The organism is Xanthomonas sp. NCPPB 3200 (assembly GCF_056393585.1).
Genome location: NZ_CM150785.1, coordinates 198,521 through 216,881 on the forward strand (window position 1 = coordinate 198,521; position 18,361 = coordinate 216,881).

General features: G+C 67.5%; 12 protein-coding genes and 1 other RNA gene. 10 read left to right on the top strand and 3 right to left on the bottom strand.

Translation table 11 applies throughout. The features are described from left to right. Window positions 1-133: 133 nt before the first annotated feature. The 9 genes from AC06DU_RS00790 to AC06DU_RS00830 all read left to right on the top strand — a co-directional run bounded on the left by AC06DU_RS00790 (window position 134) and on the right by AC06DU_RS00830 (window position 13,512). Window positions 134-3,250, top strand: a complete 3,117-nt coding sequence (locus AC06DU_RS00790) for a maltotransferase domain-containing protein (RefSeq protein WP_478203261.1) — start codon at window positions 134-136, stop codon at window positions 3,248-3,250. Beyond that, complete coding sequence (treS, locus tag AC06DU_RS00795) at window positions 3,247-6,597, top strand: maltose alpha-D-glucosyltransferase (RefSeq protein WP_478203262.1); 3,351 nt, start codon at window positions 3,247-3,249, stop codon at window positions 6,595-6,597. The genes AC06DU_RS00790 and treS overlap by 4 nt, the downstream gene beginning before the upstream one ends. A 20-nt stretch (window positions 6,598-6,617) precedes the next feature. Then, the gene (gene glgB / locus AC06DU_RS00800) at window positions 6,618-8,792 is read left to right on the top strand and encodes a 1,4-alpha-glucan branching protein GlgB (RefSeq protein ID WP_478203263.1); all 2,175 of its coding nucleotides are present in this window, start codon (window positions 6,618-6,620) and stop codon (window positions 8,790-8,792) included. Window positions 8,793-9,178: 386 nt separating this feature from the next. Next, window positions 9,179-9,478, top strand: a complete 300-nt coding sequence (locus tag AC06DU_RS00805; RefSeq protein WP_478203265.1) for a hypothetical protein — start codon at window positions 9,179-9,181, stop codon at window positions 9,476-9,478. Beyond that, complete coding sequence (locus tag AC06DU_RS00810; RefSeq protein WP_026064062.1) at window positions 9,468-9,740, top strand: hypothetical protein; 273 nt, start codon at window positions 9,468-9,470, stop codon at window positions 9,738-9,740. Before AC06DU_RS00805 ends, AC06DU_RS00810 begins: the two co-directional genes overlap by 11 nt. After that, window positions 9,737-11,302 carry a PepSY-associated TM helix domain-containing protein gene (locus AC06DU_RS00815; RefSeq protein WP_478203266.1) on the top strand — a complete coding sequence of 522 codons (1,566 nt, stop codon included), beginning with the start codon at window positions 9,737-9,739 and terminating at the stop codon, window positions 11,300-11,302. Before AC06DU_RS00810 ends, AC06DU_RS00815 begins: the two co-directional genes overlap by 4 nt. Window positions 11,303-11,458: 156 nt before the next feature. Then, on the top strand, window positions 11,459-11,926 hold the full coding sequence (locus AC06DU_RS00820; RefSeq protein ID WP_184457722.1) for a metallophosphoesterase family protein: 468 nt from the start codon (window positions 11,459-11,461) through the stop codon (window positions 11,924-11,926). Window positions 11,927-12,031: 105 nt separating this feature from the next. Further along, window positions 12,032-12,110: non-coding RNA, sX9 sRNA (locus AC06DU_RS00825), on the top strand. A gap of 253 nt (window positions 12,111-12,363) precedes the next feature. Next, window positions 12,364-13,512 (top strand): aldo/keto reductase, encoded by a 1,149-nt coding sequence (locus AC06DU_RS00830; RefSeq protein ID WP_478203268.1) that lies wholly within the window; start codon window positions 12,364-12,366, stop codon window positions 13,510-13,512. An 81-nt stretch (window positions 13,513-13,593) separates the two neighbouring features. Here AC06DU_RS00830 and AC06DU_RS00835 read toward each other — a convergent pair whose 3' ends face one another. The 3 genes from AC06DU_RS00835 to AC06DU_RS00845 all read right to left on the bottom strand — a co-directional run bounded on the left by AC06DU_RS00835 (window position 13,594) and on the right by AC06DU_RS00845 (window position 17,382). Then, a complete protein-coding gene (locus AC06DU_RS00835; protein ID WP_478203269.1) occupies window positions 13,594-14,526 on the bottom strand; it encodes a rhamnogalacturonan acetylesterase in 933 nt (310 codons plus the stop codon). Between the two features lie 166 nt (window positions 14,527-14,692). Then, complete coding sequence (locus AC06DU_RS00840) at window positions 14,693-16,315, bottom strand: carboxylesterase/lipase family protein (protein WP_478203271.1); 1,623 nt, start codon at window positions 16,313-16,315, stop codon at window positions 14,693-14,695. Beyond that, window positions 16,312-17,382 (bottom strand): alpha/beta hydrolase, encoded by a 1,071-nt coding sequence (locus tag AC06DU_RS00845; RefSeq protein ID WP_478203273.1) that lies wholly within the window; start codon window positions 17,380-17,382, stop codon window positions 16,312-16,314. Before AC06DU_RS00845 ends, AC06DU_RS00840 begins: the two co-directional genes overlap by 4 nt. Before the next feature lie 140 nt (window positions 17,383-17,522). Between AC06DU_RS00845 and AC06DU_RS00850 the strand changes: the two genes are divergently transcribed. Further along, window positions 17,523-18,344 carry a 2-keto-4-pentenoate hydratase gene (locus tag AC06DU_RS00850; protein WP_039514172.1) on the top strand — a complete coding sequence of 274 codons (822 nt, stop codon included), beginning with the start codon at window positions 17,523-17,525 and terminating at the stop codon, window positions 18,342-18,344. Window positions 18,345-18,361 lie beyond the last annotated feature (17 nt).

The following is an 18,361-nucleotide window of genomic DNA, read 5'->3' on the forward strand; positions in this document are numbered from 1 at the left end:
GCAGGGGTCGATCCGGACGGGAGTTGGACTGGTGCGTCGTGACCGAGCGCCGGTGGATCTGCGGGGTGGGTCGGCCCGCGTCGTCTCCTTTGTCACGGTGCGTGCGCGCGCCGTGGTCTGCTGAGGGGGCGCTATGCGGATCTGTGTTCTCAATGAGGCAGCCGGCGAGCAGGCCGGGCTGGAGCAGCGCTGCAAGTCGGCGCGCGAGGCCGGCTTTGACCATGTGGTGCTCGCGCCGCCATTTGCACGCGACGCCGAAGGCCGGCTGAGCGAGGTCGCCACCACCAGCGAGGAAGACGCGCAGCGTCTGCGCGAGGTGGTGCAGGCCGCGCACCGGGCCGGCGTGAAGCTGCTGCTCGATGTGCGGCTGGATGAAGTGGGCGGTGCCAGCGCCGTGGTGCGCGACAACCCGCAGTGGTTCCGCGCACGCAGCACGGCGGTGCCGGACCCGCGCCAGCCGCGCGCCACGCCCGAAGTGGCCGAGGCGCGCTTTACCTATGCGCAGGAAGGTGCGGCGCTGGTGGAGTGGTGGAGCGCGCGCTTGCTGGACTGGGCCTCGCAGGGCGTGGCCGGCTTCCGCCTGTTGCAGCCGCAGCAGGTGCCGGCGCAGCGCTGGCGCGAGCTGATCGCCCGCGTGCATGCGCAGGCACCGGAGGTGGTGTTTGCGGCGTGGACGCCGGGCCTGGGCATCGAAGCCTTGCAGCAGCTGGCCGGTGCCGGGTTCGATGCGGCGTTCTCCTCGCTCGCATGGTGGGACGGCCGCGGCAGCTGGTTCTTCGACGAAGACACGGCACTGCGCGCGTTGGCGTCGCAGGTTGTTGCAGTGGTGGGCACGCCCGATGGCAAACGTACGGCCACTGCCGGGCAGCACTGGCAACTGGCCCAGGCACTGGGCGGTGCGTGGCTGCTGGACGAGACGCAGCTGGAGACGTTGCCCTTGTCGATCAGGGCCCGCGATGGCGTGCCGCCGAGCAATGCCGGCCTGCGGTTGCGTCCGCTGCTGCGCGAGGGCACCGGCCTGACGGCGGTGGCGATCGAGCCGCTGGGCGGCTTGCCGTCGCTGCTGTTGATCAATGGCGATGCCGATCATGTGGTGCCGGTCCCGGCGCCGGATCTGCTGCGCCTGCTCGGCGATGCCGAAGCACTGGTGGGCGAGGATGGCAGCACGCTCTCCGGCGCGACGCTGGAAGCATTGGAGCCGGGCGAGGTGCGGGTCTATCGCAGCGTGCCGGCACGGCACGTGCTGGCGGTGCCGCGCATGCGCCCGCGCCCGCAGACCGCGGCCGCCTGGCCGCGCGTGTGCATCGAGTCGGTGACGCCCTCGGTCGATAACGGCCGCTTCCCGGTCAAGCGCACCGTGGGCGATCGCATCTGCGTAGAAGCCGATGCGTTCTGCGATGGGCACGACCGCATCGCGGTGGCGGTGCTGTGGCGCCCGGCCGATGCCAAGACCTGGGCCAGCGCGCCGATGCGCGCGTTGGGCAACGATCGCTGGCGTGCGGAGTTTCCGCTGGAGCGCATCGGCACCTATGAGTTCCGGGTGGAAGGCTGGCGCGATGTGTTCGCCACCTTGCATGCGGATCTGGAAAAGAAGCGTGCCGCCAACACGGTGCTGCCGGTGGACGTGCAGGAAGCGGTGGCCGTGGTGCAGGCCGCGCATGCACGTAGCAGCGGTGCCTTGGCCGAGCGCCTGCAGGCCGTCCTCACCCGCATCGGTGCGCAGAGCGAGCCGCTGCAGCAGCTGGCGATCGTGCTGGAGCCGGACACCGCGCAGGCGATGGCAGCAGCCGACGACAAGCCGTTCCGTTCCGAGACGCCGGTGACCTTCCGGGTGGAGTCCGAGCGGCGCGCGGCGCATTTCGCCAGCTGGTACGAATTGTTCCCGCGCTCGCAAAGCGGCGATCCGCAGCAACACGGCACCTTCGACGATGTGATCAAGCGCCTGGCGCATATCCGCGCGATGAACTTCGATGTGCTGTACATGCCGCCGATCCACCCGATCGGCGCGAAGAATCGCAAGGGCCGCAACAACTCGGTCACCGCGGTCGACGGCGAGCCGGGCAGCCCGTATGCGATCGGCGCGGCCGATGGCGGCCACACCGAGGTGCATGCCGAGCTCGGCGGGCTTGAGGGCTTCCGCCGCTTGATCCAGGCCGCACGTGCGCATGGGCTGGAAGTGGCGCTGGACTTCGCCATCCAGTGCGCGCCGGATCACCCGTGGTTGAAGGACCACAAGGACTGGTTCACCTGGCGCGCGGATGGCTCGATTCCGTATGCGGAGAACCCGCCGAAGAAATACCAGGACATCGTCAACGTCGACTTTTACGCCAGCGGCGCGGTGCCGGACCTGTGGAACACGTTGCGCGATGCGGTGCTGTTCTGGGTCAACGAGGGCGTGACGCTGTTCCGCGTCGACAACCCGCATACCAAGCCGTTCCCGTTCTGGGAGTGGCTGATTGCCGATATCCGCGGGCGCCGGCCGGATGTGGTGTTCCTGTCGGAGGCCTTCACCCGGCCGAAGATGATGTACCGTCTGGCCAAGTGCGGTTTCTCGCAGTCCTATACCTACTTCACCTGGCGCAACCACAAGCACGAGTTGCAGGAGTACGTGGAAGAGTTGAACCAGGGCGTGCCGCGCGAATGCTTCCGCCCGCACTTCTTCGTCAACACGCCGGACATCAATCCGCTGTTCCTGCAGATCAGTGGGCGCAACGGGCATCTGATCCGCGCCGCGCTGGCGACCACGCTGTCGGGGCTATGGGGCATGTACCAGGGCTTCGAGCTGTGCGAGGCCACGCCATTGGCGCCGGGCAAGGAAGAGTATCTGGACTCGGAGAAGTTCCAGCTGCGCGCCTGGCCCGAGCGTGCGCCTGGCGACATCGTCGATGAGATCACCCGCTTCAACCAGCTGCGCCGCATGCACCCGGAGCTGCAGTCGCACCTGGGCACCCGCTTCTACCAGGCGCACAACGACCAGGTGCTGTACTTCGGCAAGTTCCTGGATGCCGGCTACCTGTCGCGCAGCCGCAGCATGGTGTTGGTGGCGATCAACCTGGACCCCAACGCTGCGCAGGATGCCGCAATCGAAGTGCCATTGTGGGAGTTGGGCCTGCCCGATCACGCCAGCGTGGCGGTGGACGACCTGTGGGACGGCCATCGCTTCACTTGGCAGGGCAAACAGCAACACATCCGTTTAGAGGCGACGCGGCCGTTCGCGTTATGGCGCATCCGCGCAGGAGAGGTCGCATGAATGCAGTCCCATCGTTACAAGCCGACGCGGAGCAGTCCGCGGTGGTTGCAGACCAGCTTTGGTACAAGGACGCGATCATCTATCAGGTGCACGTCAAGTCGTTCTTCGACTCCAACGACGATGGCATCGGCGATTTCCCGGGGCTGATTTCCAAGCTGGATTACATCGCCGAACTCGGCGTGGACACCATCTGGCTGCTGCCGTTCTACCCCAGCCCGCGCCGCGATGACGGCTACGACATCGCCGAATACATGGCGGTGCATCCGGACTACGGCAGCATCGAAGACTTCGAGCAGCTGGTGGCGCAGGCGCATGCACGCGGCATCCGCATCGTCACCGAGCTGGTGATCAACCACACCTCCGATCAGCACCCGTGGTTCCAGCGCGCACGCAACGCGCCGGCCGGCTCGCCGGAGCGCGACTTCTACGTGTGGTCGGACACCGACCAGGAATACGAAGGCACGCGGATCATTTTCTGCGATACCGAAAAATCCAACTGGACCTGGGATCCGGTGGCCGGGCAGTACTTCTGGCACCGGTTCTACTCGCACCAGCCGGACCTGAACTTCGACAACCCCGCAGTGCTGGAAGCGGTGCTGGAAGTGATGCGCTTCTGGCTGGACCGCGGCGTGGACGGCCTGCGTCTGGATGCGGTGCCGTACCTGATCGAGCGTTCCGGCACCTCCAACGAGAACCTGCCGGAAACCCACGCGATCCTGCGCAAGATCCGCGCCACGCTGGATGCCGAGTACCCGGACCGCATGCTGCTGGCCGAGGCCAACATGTGGCCGGAAGACACCCAGCAGTATTTCGGCCAGAACGCCGACGAATGCCATATGGCGTTCCACTTCCCGCTGATGCCGCGCATGTACATGGCGATCGCGCGCGAAGACCGCTTCCCGATCACCGACATCATGCGCCAGACCCCCGAGATTCCGGAGAGCTGCCAGTGGGCGATCTTCCTGCGCAACCACGATGAGTTGACGCTGGAAATGGTCACCGATTCGGAGCGCGATTACCTGTGGCAGACCTATGCGGCCGACCGTCGCGCGCGCATCAATCTGGGCATCCGGCGCCGGTTGGCGCCGCTGCTGGAGCGCGACCGCCGCCGCATCGAGCTGATGACCTCCCTGTTGCTGACCATGCCCGGCACGCCGGTGCTGTATTACGGCGACGAGATCGGCATGGGCGACAACATCCATCTGGGCGACCGCGATGGCGTGCGCACGCCGATGCAGTGGTCGATCGACCGCAATGGCGGCTTCTCGCGCGCCGACCCGGCGCAGCTGGTGCTGCCGCCGGTGATGGACCCGCTGTACGGCTTCCAGGCGGTGAATGTGGAAGCGCAGATCCGCGACCAGCACTCGCTGCTGACCTGGACCCGCCGCGTGCTCAGCGTGCGCAAGCGCTACCAGGCCTTCGGCCGTGGCAGCCTGCGCTTTCTGTATCCGGGCAACCGCCGCATGCTGGCCTACCTGCGGTGCTACCAGGACGAGACGGTGCTGTGCGTGGCCAACCTGTCGCACACGCTGCAGGCGGTGGAGCTGGACCTGTCCGAGTTCGAGGGCCGCGTGCCGGTGGACATCATCGGCGGCGGCAGTTTCCCGCCGGTCGGGCGGCTGACCTATCTGCTCACCGTGCCGCCGTTCGGCTTCTACGCATTCCAGCTGGTCAGCGAAGGCACCTTGCCGGACTGGCATGTGCCCAGCCCGGTGCCGTTGCCGGACTACCGCACGCTGGTGTTGCGCAGCGACACCGACGAGAGCAATGCGCTGCTGCCGCATCTGCCCACGCTGGAAGCGGAAATCCTGCCGGCCTGGTTGTCGGCACGGCGCTGGTTCTCTGCCAAGGATCAGGCACTCAAGCACGTGCGCATCTCGCGCCGTACGCCGCTGCCGGGCGCCGAGCCAATGAGTCTGCTGGAGCTGGAAGTGGAGCTGGAAGACGGCCACCACGAGAGCTACATGCTGCCGGTCGGCATCGTGTGGGAGCGTGACCAGCCCAGCACCCTGGCCGAGCAGCTTGCGCTGGCACGGGTGCGCCAGGGCCGCGAGGTGGGTTACCTCACCGATGCCTTCGCGCTCAAGCCGATGGTGCGCGGGGTGATCGACGCATTGCGCGACAACGCCGCCCTGGAGTTCTGGGATGGCGACGATGCCTCGCAGCAGGGACAGGTGCGCTTCGAGGCAACACCGGCGTTGGCCACGCTGGAAATACCGCAGGATCCGGAGATCCGCTGGCTGTCGGCCGAGCAGAGCAACAGTTCGCTGGTGGTGGCCGACAAGGCGGTGTTCAAGCTGCTGCGGCACGTGGCCAACGGTGCCAACCCGGAAATCGAGATCGGCCGTCGCCTGACCGAGATGGGCTACGCCAACGCCGCGCCCTTGCTGGGCAGCGTCAGCCGCATCGATGCGCAGGGCACCATCACCACGATCGCGCTGCTGCAGGGCTTCATCCGCAACCAGGGCGATGCCTGGCGCTGGACGCTGGACCATCTGGCACGCAGCTTCGACGAGTACGCCACCGCGCAGACCGACGAATCGCGTGCCGAGGCCATCGCCGGCTACGACGCCTTCGCCGCAGTGGTCGGCAAGCGCCTGGCCGAGTTGCACGAGGCCTTGTCGCGCGACACCGACGATGCCGACTTCGCCCCGCAGCGCATCGACCTGCCCACCGCCAACGATGTGGTGGCCGGCGTCGCACGCCAGGTCGAAGAGATGTGGGACACCGTCAATGCCCGCCTGGCCGGCAGCGATGACGCGACCGAACGCGAAGCGCTGCAGGCGGTGCTGGCCGAGCGCCCGCAGCTGGATGCCTTGCTCGCCCAGGCACCGAGCGTGCTGGCCGATTCCTTGCTGACCCGCGTGCACGGCGACTTCCACCTGGGCCAGATCCTGGTGGCCTTCGACGATGTGGTGCTGATCGACTTCGAAGGCGAGCCGGCCAAGCCGCTATCCGAGCGGCGCGCCAAGGCCAGCCCGCTGCGCGATGTGGCCGGCTTCCTGCGCTCGCTCGATTACGCCAGCGAAGTGTCGGCACGTGGCGAGGAAGGCACCGCCGCCCGTGCGGGCGTGGGCGTGGACACGCATCTGGACGAGTTCCTGGTGCAGTTCCGTCGCCGCTCCACACAGGCGTTTCTGGACGCGTACCATGCCGTGCTCGACGCCAGTACGCACCCGTGGATCGCACCGGCAGCGTTCAACGCAGCCACCTTGCTGTTCCTGGTGGAGAAGGCCTGTTACGAGGTGCGTTACGAGGCTGCCAACCGCCCCGGCTGGCTGATGGTGCCGATCGAGGGCTTGCGACGCATCCTGCACCGCGCGCGCGCTGGTGCGGGAGACACATGATGAGTGGAGTGACGACAGCAGTGACCAATCGATGGGATCCCGGCGCAACCCGCGCCCTGGCCGAGGCACGCCATGGCGACGCATTCGCCATTCTGGGCGCGCACCCGACCGATAGCGGTCGGCTGCTGCGCACCTATCAACCGGGTGCCAACTACGTCAATGCCGTGCTCGACGATGGGCAGGTCATCGCGCTGGAGGCAGGCCCGGAGCCGGGCCTGTTCGCCGGCGCATTGCCGGCGCAGGGCGGCTACCGCCTGCGCATCGGCTGGCCCGGCGGCGAGCAGGACACCGCCGACCCGTATGCGTTCGGCCCGCAACTCAGCGACTTCGACCTGCACCTGATCAGCGAAGGCCACCACCTGCAGTTGGCCGACGCGCTCGGCGCCAACGCGATCGAAGTCGATGGCGTACGCGGCACGCGCTTTGCGGTGTGGGCGCCCAACGCCACGCGCGTGGCGGTGGTGGGCGATTTCAACAGTTGGGACGCGCGCCGGCATCCGATGCGGCTGCGGCACCAGTCCGGCGTGTGGGAGCTGTTCGTGCCCGACGTCGGCCCGGGCGCGCATTACAAGTACCAGCTACGCGGCCCGCATGGGAACGAGTTGCCGGCCAAGGCCGACCCAGTGGCGCGGCGTGCCGAGCTGGCGCCGGGCACCGCCTCGATCGTGGCCGACCCCACCCCGCACCAGTGGAGCGATGACGGCTGGATGGCCACGCGCGCGCGCCGCCAAGCGCACGACGCACCGATGAGCATCTATGAGATCCACGCCGGTTCCTGGTTGCGCGAGGAAGGCGTGGACCTGGACTGGGATGGCCTGGCCGACCGCTTGATTCCGTACGTGGCCGATATGGGCTTCACCCATGTCGAGCTGATGCCGGTGACCGAGCATCCGTTCGGCGGCTCGTGGGGCTACCAGCCGCTGGGCCTGTTCGCGCCGACCGCGCGCTTCGGCTCGCCGGATGGCTTTGCCCGCTTCGTCGATCGCTGCCACCGCGAAGGCATCGGCGTGATCGTCGACTGGGTGCCGGCGCATTTCCCCACCGACGCCCACGGCCTGGCGCATTTCGACGGCACCGCGCTGTACGAGCATGCCGACCCGCGCGAAGGCTTCCACCGCGACTGGAATACGCTGATCTACAACCACGGGCGGCGCGAGGTGTCCGGGTTCCTGATCGCCAGTGCGCTGGAGTTCCTGCAGCGCTTCCACGTCGACGGCCTGCGCGTGGATGCGGTGGCCTCGATGCTGTACCGCGACTACAGCCGCAATGCCGGCGAGTGGGTGCCCAACATCCACGGCGGGCGCGAGAACTACGAGACCATCGCCTTCCTGCGCCGGCTCAACGAGGTGGTGCGCGAACACACCCCGGGTGCGGTGATGATTGCCGAGGAGTCCACCGCGTTCCCCGGCGTCACTGCCGATGTGGCGCACGGCGGCCTGGGCTTCCACTACAAGTGGAACATGGGCTGGATGCACGACACCCTGCATTACGCCGCGCTGGATCCGATCTACCGCCGTTACCACCATGGCGAGCTGACCTTCAGCATGGTCTATGCGTATTCGGAGCGCTTCGTGCTGCCGATCTCGCACGACGAAGTGGTGCACGGCAAGGGCTCGTTGCTGGGCCGCATGCCGGGCGACGATTGGCAGCGCTTTGCCAACCTGCGCGCCTACCTGGGTTACATGTTCACCCACCCGGGGCGCAAGTTGTTGTTCATGGGCTGCGAATTCGGCCAGCCCACCGAGTGGAACCACGACGGCGGCATTCCCTGGCATCTGCTCGACGACCCGCGCCATCGTGGCGTGCAGACCCTGGTGCGCGATCTGAATCGGCTGTATGTCGAATACCCCGCGCTGCACGCGCAGGACGACGACTCGGCCGGGTTTGCCTGGGTGGCCGGCGATGACGCGGCCAACAGCGTGGTCGCATTCCTGCGCAAGGCAAAGCGCGGCGATGCGCCGGTGCTGGTGGTAATCAACTTCACCCCGATCGTGCAGCATGGCTACCGCATCGGCGTGCCGCAAGGCGGCCAGTGGCGCGAAGTGTTCAATAGCGATGCCGGCATCTACGGCGGCGCGAACCTGGGCAATGGCGGTGTGGTGAGCGCCGAGCAGCAGTCGATGCATGGCCATGCGCAATCCCTGCCGCTGTTGTTGCCGCCGCTGGGCGTCATCGTGCTGACGCCGCAGGGCTGATGCAGCACACACAGCGCCGGACCGCTGGTCCGGCGCTGTGGCACCTGTTAGATTGCGCGCCGTAGAGCGGCCAACACCTTGCTGCGCGCCCACCGGGTGGTGCAGCCGGGGTGACACCCGCTACTTAGGCGGCCCGGGGAGGGCTGCCGGGCACAGCCGCCGCCATGCCTTCCGTCGACCGTGTGTACGGGAGTGTTGTGCGTGGGCGTTTTGATGGCTGTGGTTTCTTCGACGGTTGAGCCGTTTATCCATGACGTGCGCATCGCTGGATGCGCGCATGCACTGGTGCGGCCTGCACGTTCTCCGTGTGTCGGCGCGCAAGGTGGCGGCATGTGGCCAGCGCAGCTCGGTGTGTTGCCGTTCTCCGCTTCGGCGCAGGCGCAGGCATGAGCGGTTGGATGACCTGGTGTTATCTGCTCGGCGCTGCGGCGTCGGCGCTGGCCTTCTACCTGGCAACACGGCATCAACGCCTGTGGCCGCAGCGCCGGCTGTCCGCACGCGCGCTACGCATCGGCGCCAGCGCATTGCTGCTGCTATCGCTGGGCTGCGCCATGCAGGCCTTGGGCACCTGGGCCGGCATCTTCGCCGCAGTGACGGCGCTGATGCTGGTGGCGGTGGCGCTGCCGTATCTGGATGCCTGGCAGCAGGCGCGTACGCAACGCAGGCAGGTGCGCCATGTGGGCTAGGTGGCTGGCCGCAGTGGTGCTGGGTCTGCCGCTGGCGGTCGGCGTGGTGGGCCTGTGCGCCTTGTTGCTACCGGGGCCGCAGCAGAGCTACACGCTGGCATGGTTGCTGCTGATGTTTCCGGCCTGGGTGGGTGCGATGGCGCTGCCGTTCGTGTTCCGTCGCGCATCGCGCGCCTGGGCCGTGCTCGGCGGGTTGACGCTGCTGTGCTACCTCGCGCTTGCAGGCATCAAGGCATTGGGCTGGACGGAGCTGGGCGCATGAAAGCATCGACCTTGCGCGCGTTTCTGTCGGTCCACAGCTGGATGGGTCTGTTGGCGGGCATGGCCTTGTTCATCGCCTTCTACGCCGGCGCCATCACCGTGTTCACGCATGAATTGAGCGGCTGGCAGGCCACGCCGCCTGTCACACAGCGTGCGCCGGCAGATCCTGTCGCCGCCGCGCAGACCTTGCTGGATACGGTGATCGCCCGGCATCCGCAGGTGGCCGAATCCTTCCTGGTGCTGCTGCCCGGCGAGCACGGGCCGACTCCGCGGCTGTACTGGTATGGGCCGCAGGCCGAGGCCAGTGGCGGCATGCGGCAGTATCAACAGGCCGCCGATGGCCGCCTGCTGGAATTGCCGCAGCGCGTGGGCTTTGCCGATTTCCTCTACGACCTGCACTTCACCGCCGGCCTGCCACGCGTGTTCGGCACCTATCTGTTCGGTGTGGTGAGCGTGCTGTACGGGCTGGCGTTGCTCAGCGGGGTGGTGTTGTACGCGCCGGTGTTCTTCAAGGACCTGTTCGCGCTGCGGCCGGGCCATAACCTCAAGCGTCTGTGGCAGGACGCGCACAACGTGGTCGGCATGTTGTCGCTGCCGTTCCATGTGATCTTCGCCTGGTCCGGCGCGGTGTTGTGCCTGGGCGTGCTGCTGCTGGCGCCGTTCCAGTTCCTGGTGTTCGACGGCAAATTGATGCAGATCCTGGCACCGGAGTTCGAACTCACCCCGCATGTGCAACCGGCCAGGCGTGCGGCGCCGGTGTTGCCGGTTGCGGTGCTGCTGGACAAGGCGCGCGCAGCCAGCCCGGGCTTGGTACCGGAGAGCATCGGGTTCCATGATGCAGGCGATGCCAATGCACGCGCGGAAGTGTATGGTCACAACGATCAGCGCCGCCTCAACACACTCGGTGGCGTGGCCTTGGACGCGGCAACCGGCCAGGTCCTGCGCGTGCTCGAACCAAGGGCGATGTCGACAGGCACCGCCGCCTTGCGCGGGCTGCAAGGGCTGCACTTCGGCAACTTCGGGCGTGCACCGGTGCAGTGGCTGTATTTCCTGCTCGGGTTGGGCGGTGCGTTCCTGTTCTACAGCGGCAACCTGCTGTGGATCGAAACACGCCGTAAGCGTCGGCTGGTGGATCAACCGCGCCGCACCCACGCGATGGCACGCCTCACCATCGGCGTGTGCCTGGGCAGCGTCGCCGGCATCTCGGCCTTGTTCATCGCCGCACGTTTGCTTGCGCAAGGACAGGAGCGTTATGTCTATTACGCGGTCTTTGCGGCCGTGCTGGTGTGGGCGCTGGTCCGCCCCACCGCACGTGGTGCGTACGAGGTGTTGCTGGCCTGCGCTGTCCTCACGGCGCTGATTCCGCTGGCCAGCTGTGTTTCCGCGCGTGGCATGGTGCTGCCGTGGCAGGACGCGACGGTGCTGGTCGTGGATCTGATCGCCCTGGTGTTGGCATGGGCGTACTGGCAACTGGCGCGTGCGAGCAGGCGGCGCGGGCTGCAGGGCGATCCCAACAGCGTCTGGGCGTGGAAGCGCGCGCAGCGCGCTGAGTCGACGCACTGACGTGATTGATGCCCGGCACGCCACGGTGTGCCAGGCATCAGCTGCAGCGGAGCGCTTGGTCGCTGACCATGCGGCTGGCCCCGAGACCTGGCCCGTTGACGCGACGGCCTCGCCGGGCAGTGCATCCTGATCGCCCGCCACCTTTACCCACACCCGATGACGGCTGCCGTCTTACGCATTGGCCTGATCTCCGACACGCACGGCGTGCTGCGGCCCGAGGCCGTGGCTGCGTTGCAGGGCTGCGCGGCGATAATCCATGCCGGCGATGTGGGCAAGCCGGAGATCCTCGCCGCGCTGCAGGCGCTGGCACCGTTGCATGCGATCGCCGGCAATATCGACAACAAGCCCTGGGCAGCGCAGCTTCCGCAAACGCTGGATCTGCTGATCGCAGGCGTGCGCATCCATGTGTTGCACGATCTGAAAACGCTGGCAGCGGATGTTGCTGCCGATGTGATCATCAGCGGGCATTCGCACAAGCCGTCGATACACACGCACGACGGTGTGCTGTACATCAATCCGGGCAGCGCCGGTCCGCGTCGCTTCAGCTTGCCGATCAGTGTGGGCACGCTGTGGCTGGGCGATGGCCCGCCGCGTGCGCAGCTGCAGCTGCTGGAAATACGCTGACGGAAGTTGGATCCGTGCAACAGAGACGTGTGCAGGGATCTGGAGCGGCCAGCAAAAAACGACTGCACAGCCGTCATGCGTGCGCGGCCGATGCTCGGAAGCGGCATGTGCCATGCGTGCACTGCGCTTCTGAGCGCGCGCCGTTCGAACACATCTGACCACCGATCGCGACGCTGTGTTGGCCGCTCTTAGGCAATGCCATGCGATGAAGTACATCGGCCCCGCACACCAGCCACTTCCGCATGCCCTGAGCATGCAGCGCATGCGATGACCGCCAGCAGCGACCGCTGACAACCTGTGCTGACGTGCCTGCTTGTTCAAACCCGCACGCGAGTCGTTCGTTGCCTGCATGTGTAGGCCCGCGGTCCCTGCGCTGACCTTGTCTGCACGCAGACGGGACCATCCTTGCGTATCGAGTCGCTGCAAGGATTTTCCCCATGAATACCCGTCGCCAGTTCCTTTCCGCCGCCGCTGCCGGCACCGCCGCATTGGCCGCCGCCCCGTTGTTGGCACAGACTTCCGCACCGGGTAGCGTGATGCCCACGCGCGGCAAGGCCGCCGCATCGGCGTTGCCGACCAATCCCGCAAGCAAGGGCGCACGCTATCGGCCCTCGAGTCGACTGGGCTTCGGTGGCGTGGCGATCGGCAATGGCTTTGCGCCGAGCAGCGATGCGCAAAGCGAAGCGACCCTGGCTGCGGCGTGGGAATCGGGCGTGCGGTATTTCGATACCTCGCCATGGTACGGCCTGGGCCTGTCCGAGCGCCGTACCGGTCACCACCTGCACAATCACGCTGCAGACGACTATGTGCTGTCGACCAAGGTCGGGCGCCTGCTGACTGCTACCGACAAACCGCCGAAGACGATGTGGCAGCAGCCATCGCCCTTCGACTATCGCTACGACTACAGCGCCTCCGGCGTGCGTCGCTCGATCGAAGACAGCCTGCAGCGCCTGGGCGTGTCGCAGATCGATATCGCCTACATCCACGACCTGTCACCGGAGAACGAGAAAGACCTGGGGATGCCGTGGGAACAGCGCTTTGCCGAAGCGGTGAAAGGCGCGATGCCCGAGCTGACCAAGATGCGCAAGGAGGGCCTGATCAAGGCCTGGGGCTTTGGCGTCAATCGCCCCGAGCCGGCCCTGCGTGCGATCGAAGAGGCCGACCCGGATATCTTCCTGCTGGCCTGTCAGTACTCGTTGCTCGACCACGCGCAGGCGCTGCACGACACCTTCCCGAAGATCGCAAAGCATGGCGCGTCGGTGGTGGTCGGTGCGCCGCTGCTGGCGGGCTATCTGGCCGGGCGCGAGCGTTATCTCTACGACGGCACCGTGCCGGAATGGGCACCGGCCAAGCGCCAGAAAGCACTCGCCATCTGCGAGCGCCACGGCGTGGATCTGCGCACGGTCTCGCTGCAGTTTGCCGCCGCACCCAAGGTGGTGTCCGCGGTGATTCCGGGTGCGCGCACGGCCGAGCAGGCGCTTGCGAATGCGGCCTCGATGCGCGTGGCGATTCCGGCAGCGGTATGGGAAGAGCTCAAGCGCGAGCAGGTGATCGAAGCGGATGCACCGGTGCCTGTGCTGGGCTGAGCCTTACGCGTGGTGAGAGTGCCATCGCAAACGCATGTGCTTGCGATGCATCACGTCACACTGCAGGCATCACCTCATCCATCACGGAATCAACAGCGGCCGCAACGCAGGCACTTGCCTGGCCAGTTCGTCGGCGACAATCGCCGCGAACAGGTCGGCGCCGTCCGCACCCAGATGGGTGTAATCGAATGCCAGCTTGGCCTGGCCCATCGGCTCGGCACTGGCGTTGTCCCGTGCACGCGCAGCGGCGACAGCGGGCGCGGCTGGCGTCGATGCGGTTTGCGCCGGGGTCTTGCCGATGGTGGTGCCCGATTGCGCGGCTAGCACCTGCTCCGGATCGGCCGGCCGCTGCGCCAGGCGCATTGCCAGCACCGGGCCCATGCCTTGCACCAGGGCGCGGCTGCGCGCGTGCAGGTCGATCAACGGCACCTGCAATTCCTGCGCGAGCGTGCGCGTGGCCTCGGCCCAGGGCGCCAGATCGTCCAGCAGCTGACCGCGCGCGAACTGCCGCCGCGTCAATGGCGTGACCAGCACCGGAATCGCACCGGCAGCACGCGCTTCGGCCACATAGCGGCGCAGGTTGGCGGGGAATTCGGTCGCCAGGTCGGTGGAACGCCCCGGCTTGCCCGGTTGATCGTTGTGGCCGAACTGGATCAGCACATACACCTGGCGATACCCGCCGCTGCGTAGCTCGTGCAGCGCGATGTCCCACGAACCTTCGGCACGGTAGTTGGACGTGCTGCGGCCGCCGCGTGCCAGATTGAGGCAGCTCAGAAACGAGCTCACATGCTGCGCGCAAAAGCTCGGTCCCCAGCCACCCTGCACGGCGGTGGTGGAGTCGCCGACCAGCACGATCTTGCTGGCCGCAAGCGCGGGCACAGCGGCGGTGGTGGTCGATGCCCTGGATGCGAGTGGCGTATCGCCCGGCGCGGCAGCGGCCGCATCGGCAAACATCAGGCAGGCAGCGGCCAGCCCTGTCAGCAGCATTGGTGCAACAACAGAGTACTTACGCATGCATCACCTCGAAAACGACTGAACCACGGCTGCGCGCTCGCCGGAATAGGGGGCGGCCAGCGCTGCGGAATCGGCGTGTCCTGTGCAGACCTCCCGGTCTGCGGACGTTCGTACACGGGTGGCGACCGCGCACCACATGCTGATCGCCCCGCCGGAACGAAAGCGCTCAGAACGTACCGCGCTGGATGAAGGGCGCCTGCTGGTAGAGCCGCCGTTCGCCACCGCGCGGGTCGTTGTCCATCCGGCTCGGCACATCGAACAGCAACGTGTCGCGGTGCTGCAACGAGTACTGGCGCCAGCGTGGCAGGCCGCGATGATTCGGGTCGCCATGGCGTGCGAAGGCGAGCAGCGCCTCGCTCATCTGCTCGGCCATGCGCTGCGCAGCGGCGCCGTCGCCGGTGCGCGAGCCGGGCTGCGCAATGGTGTCGAAGACCAGCGGAATATCCAGCGTGTGGAAGGCGCCGAACTTGCCGCCGTCCAACGGCGAGCCCCAGTCCAGCTGATACACCCAGGTCGGTGCGCCCTGGCGTGCACGCGCCTCGGCCTCCTCGACCGCGCCGCGCCACGAGCGGCCCGCCGTGGTCGCGGCAAAGAACACGTCCGAGGGCGAGTACTGCGGATACAGCCGGCGATATTCGGCAATCACCACCTGCGGCAGCAGGTCGACGTACTGCTGGCTTTCCAGCCTGGCCGGCAGCTCGTCCCAGCTCAACGCAAAGTTCTTCGCGTCGTTGCCGAGAAACGCGCGCGTCTCGTCGCGGGTATTGCCGATCACCAGCGGAATCCTGGCCGATTGCAGTGGTGCGGTCGGCCAGAACGGATGCACCGGCACATTGCGTGCATCCAGCACCGGGCCGAAGTACAGCGCGCTGTGTTCCACCCGCGAGGGGTCGCGCAGTTGCGCGGCAGCCAGCAGCTGCGCAACCGGCAGCGTGCGGATGCGCGCAAGCTCGCCGGGCGCGAGTTTCAAGGCATCCAGCAGCAACTGCGCACGCTGCGTGGCCGCACGCGGGCCGGCCACGGTGACCTGCTGCCCGCTCATGGTCCAGGCGCGGTGGAACAGGCCGCGCGCGGCCGGCATCGCCATCAGGGTGGCGATCTTGGCGCCGCCACCGGACTGGCCGAACACGGTGACATTGCCGGCATCGCCGCCGAATTCGCCCGCGTGCTGGCGCACCCACTGCAGTGCCTGGATCAGGTCCAGCTGCCCGGCATTGCCGGAGTCGGCAAAGCCGGCATCGCCCAGCTGCGCCAGCGACAGGTAGCCGAACAGGTTGAGCCGGTGATTGACGGTGATCACCACTACATCGCCGCGTTTGCACAGGCGCACGCCGTCGTACAACGGGTCGCTGCCGGAGCCGGTGGTATAGCCGCCGCCGTGGATATAGAACAGGATCGGACGCTTGCCGCCATCGCGCAGGCCCGGCGTCCATACGTTGAGGAACAGGCAGTCCTCGCTGGTGGGTTCGCTGGCCTTGAGCTGCGGCGCCGCCGCCGCGTAGGCGCTGGCATCGCGCACGTCCTGCCATGGGCTTTCCGGCAGCGCTGCCTGGAAGCGCCGCGCGGCGGTGTCGCCGCCGTACGGGATGCCCTTGAACACGCAGATGCCCTGGTCGCGATGACCGCGCAAGGCGCCGCCACGCACGCGTGCCAGCGGCGCGCTGGCCTCGCGCGGCGGCGGCGGGACGGCGGTGCCAGCAAAGCCGGGGAGCGCTGCGGCGGCAGTGGCGAGTAGGCCGCCACGCAGCAGCGTGCGTCGGCGCGTGTCGGGCGCGGACGGCGCTGTCATCGCGCCACGTCCTGCGCCGGTCCCGATGCAGCTGCCGGCGGCTGCGTCTTGGCGACATGCGCGATCCAGGCCTGTGCCAGCTGCGGCCAGGCGGCCACGGTCAGGCCGCTGCCGCTGGCGGTGCCGAAGCCATGGCCGCCCTGCGGAAAGACGTGCAGCTCGCTCGGCACACCGGCGCGCAGCAGCGCGTCGTGCATCAGCAGGCTGTTGCGCACCGACACCACGGTGTCGTCCTGCGCATGCAGCAGAAAGCTGGGCGGGGTGCGTGCATCCACATGCAGTTGCGGCGAATACGCGCGCACCTGCGCATCGCCTGGACTGCTGCCGAGCAGGCGCTCGCGCGAGCCGGGGTGCGCGTTGGCGCTGTCCATGTCGATGACCGGGTAGATCAGCAGCGCAAAATCCGGCCGCGCGCTCAGTGCATCGGCCGCATCCACCTTGGGGTAGACCGGCGCGGCGTAGCGGGTGGCCAGGCTGGCGGCGACATGGCCGCCGGCCGAGAAACCCATCACCCCGACCCGCTGGGGGTCGATGCCGTAACGGGCGGCATTGGCGCGGATCAGCCGCAGCGCACGCTGTGCATCGGCCAGCGGCACGTCGGCGCCGTTCGGGTGGCCTTCGCCGGGCAGGCGGTAGCGCAGCACGAACAGGGTGATGCCGGCCTGGTCGACGAAGCTGGGCACCAGTGCGCTGCCCTCGTTGTCGAGCACGATGCGCTGGTAGCCGCCGCCGGGGGTGACCAGCAGGGCGGTGCCGTTCGGCCGCTTGGGCCGGTAGACCACCAGGTACGGCGTGCTGATCTGCTGGATGTAGCGATCGGGCAGGGCCGGGTCGCTGCTGCGTTGGACGATGCGCTGTGGCTGCGGCAGCGGCTTGTCCCCCGGTGCCATCCTCTTGGGCCACAGCAGGATCCGGCTGGCCTGCTCGGCTGCGGTATCGGCGCCGGGCACCTCGGCCGCCAGCACTGGCCCGGCCAGCAGCGCTCCTGCCATCACCACCACCGTCATGCACCGGCGCATGACGCTCGAAAACGCGGCAAACACGCGCGTTTGGCTTGTCTGTTCCATCCACCCCTCCCAGGGTTGCTTCGTTGCTGCGGCCAGTTTTGCCGCACTGCACATTGCCAATGACACCGGTTTACCATATACAGCACACCGTGCCACTGTCGATTGGCAGTGCAACAAAAACACCTATCAGGGAGACACCCTTGAGCAACGACGCCGCCACCCCACCATCCTCCACATCCTCGCTGTCGCAGATCGCCCAGCGCTTTGTGGAGGCACGCCGTGCAGGGGCATCGCTGCCGGACTTTCCAGGGCAGATCCCCGACGATCTGCTCACCGCCTACCAGGTGCAGGATATCGCCATCAGCCAGTGGGACGACCAGGTGGTCGGCTGGAAGGTGGGCTATATCGCCGCTGAGCGCCGCGATGCATCGGGCGACGAACGCCTGCTGGGCCCGATCTTTTCGCACAAGCTCTGGAATGCTACCGGTGGAACAACCGAATTCCCGATCTACGAAGGCGGCTTCGGTGCGGTGGAGGCCGAGTACGTGCTGCGCCTGGACGCGGACGCGCCGGCCGAGCAGACCCACTTCACTCCTGACCAGGCGGCGCAGCTGCCGGCCACGCTGTTCATCGGCGTGGAAATCGCCAGCAGCCCGCTGGCCACGATCAACAAGCTGGGCCCGCGCGTGGTGATCTCCGACTTCGGCAACAACAACGGCCTGATCCTGGGGCCGGAAGTGACCGATTGGCTGGCGCGCGACGAATCTGCGCTGACCGCCGAAACCCTGATCGACGACCAGCTGGTCGGCACCGGCGGGGCCACCACGCTGCCGGGCGGCTTGCGCGCGGCCTACGCATTTGCGCTCAGTCGTTCGGCCCGGCGCGGGCGTCCGCTCAAGCGCGGTGATCTCATCGCCACGGGCAATGCCACCGGTATCCATGACATCGAAGTGGGACAGCATGCCCTGATTCGCTTCGCCGGCATCGGCGACATTTCCTGTACGGCTGTGTCCGCCAAGTAACGCCGGACCCAGTGACC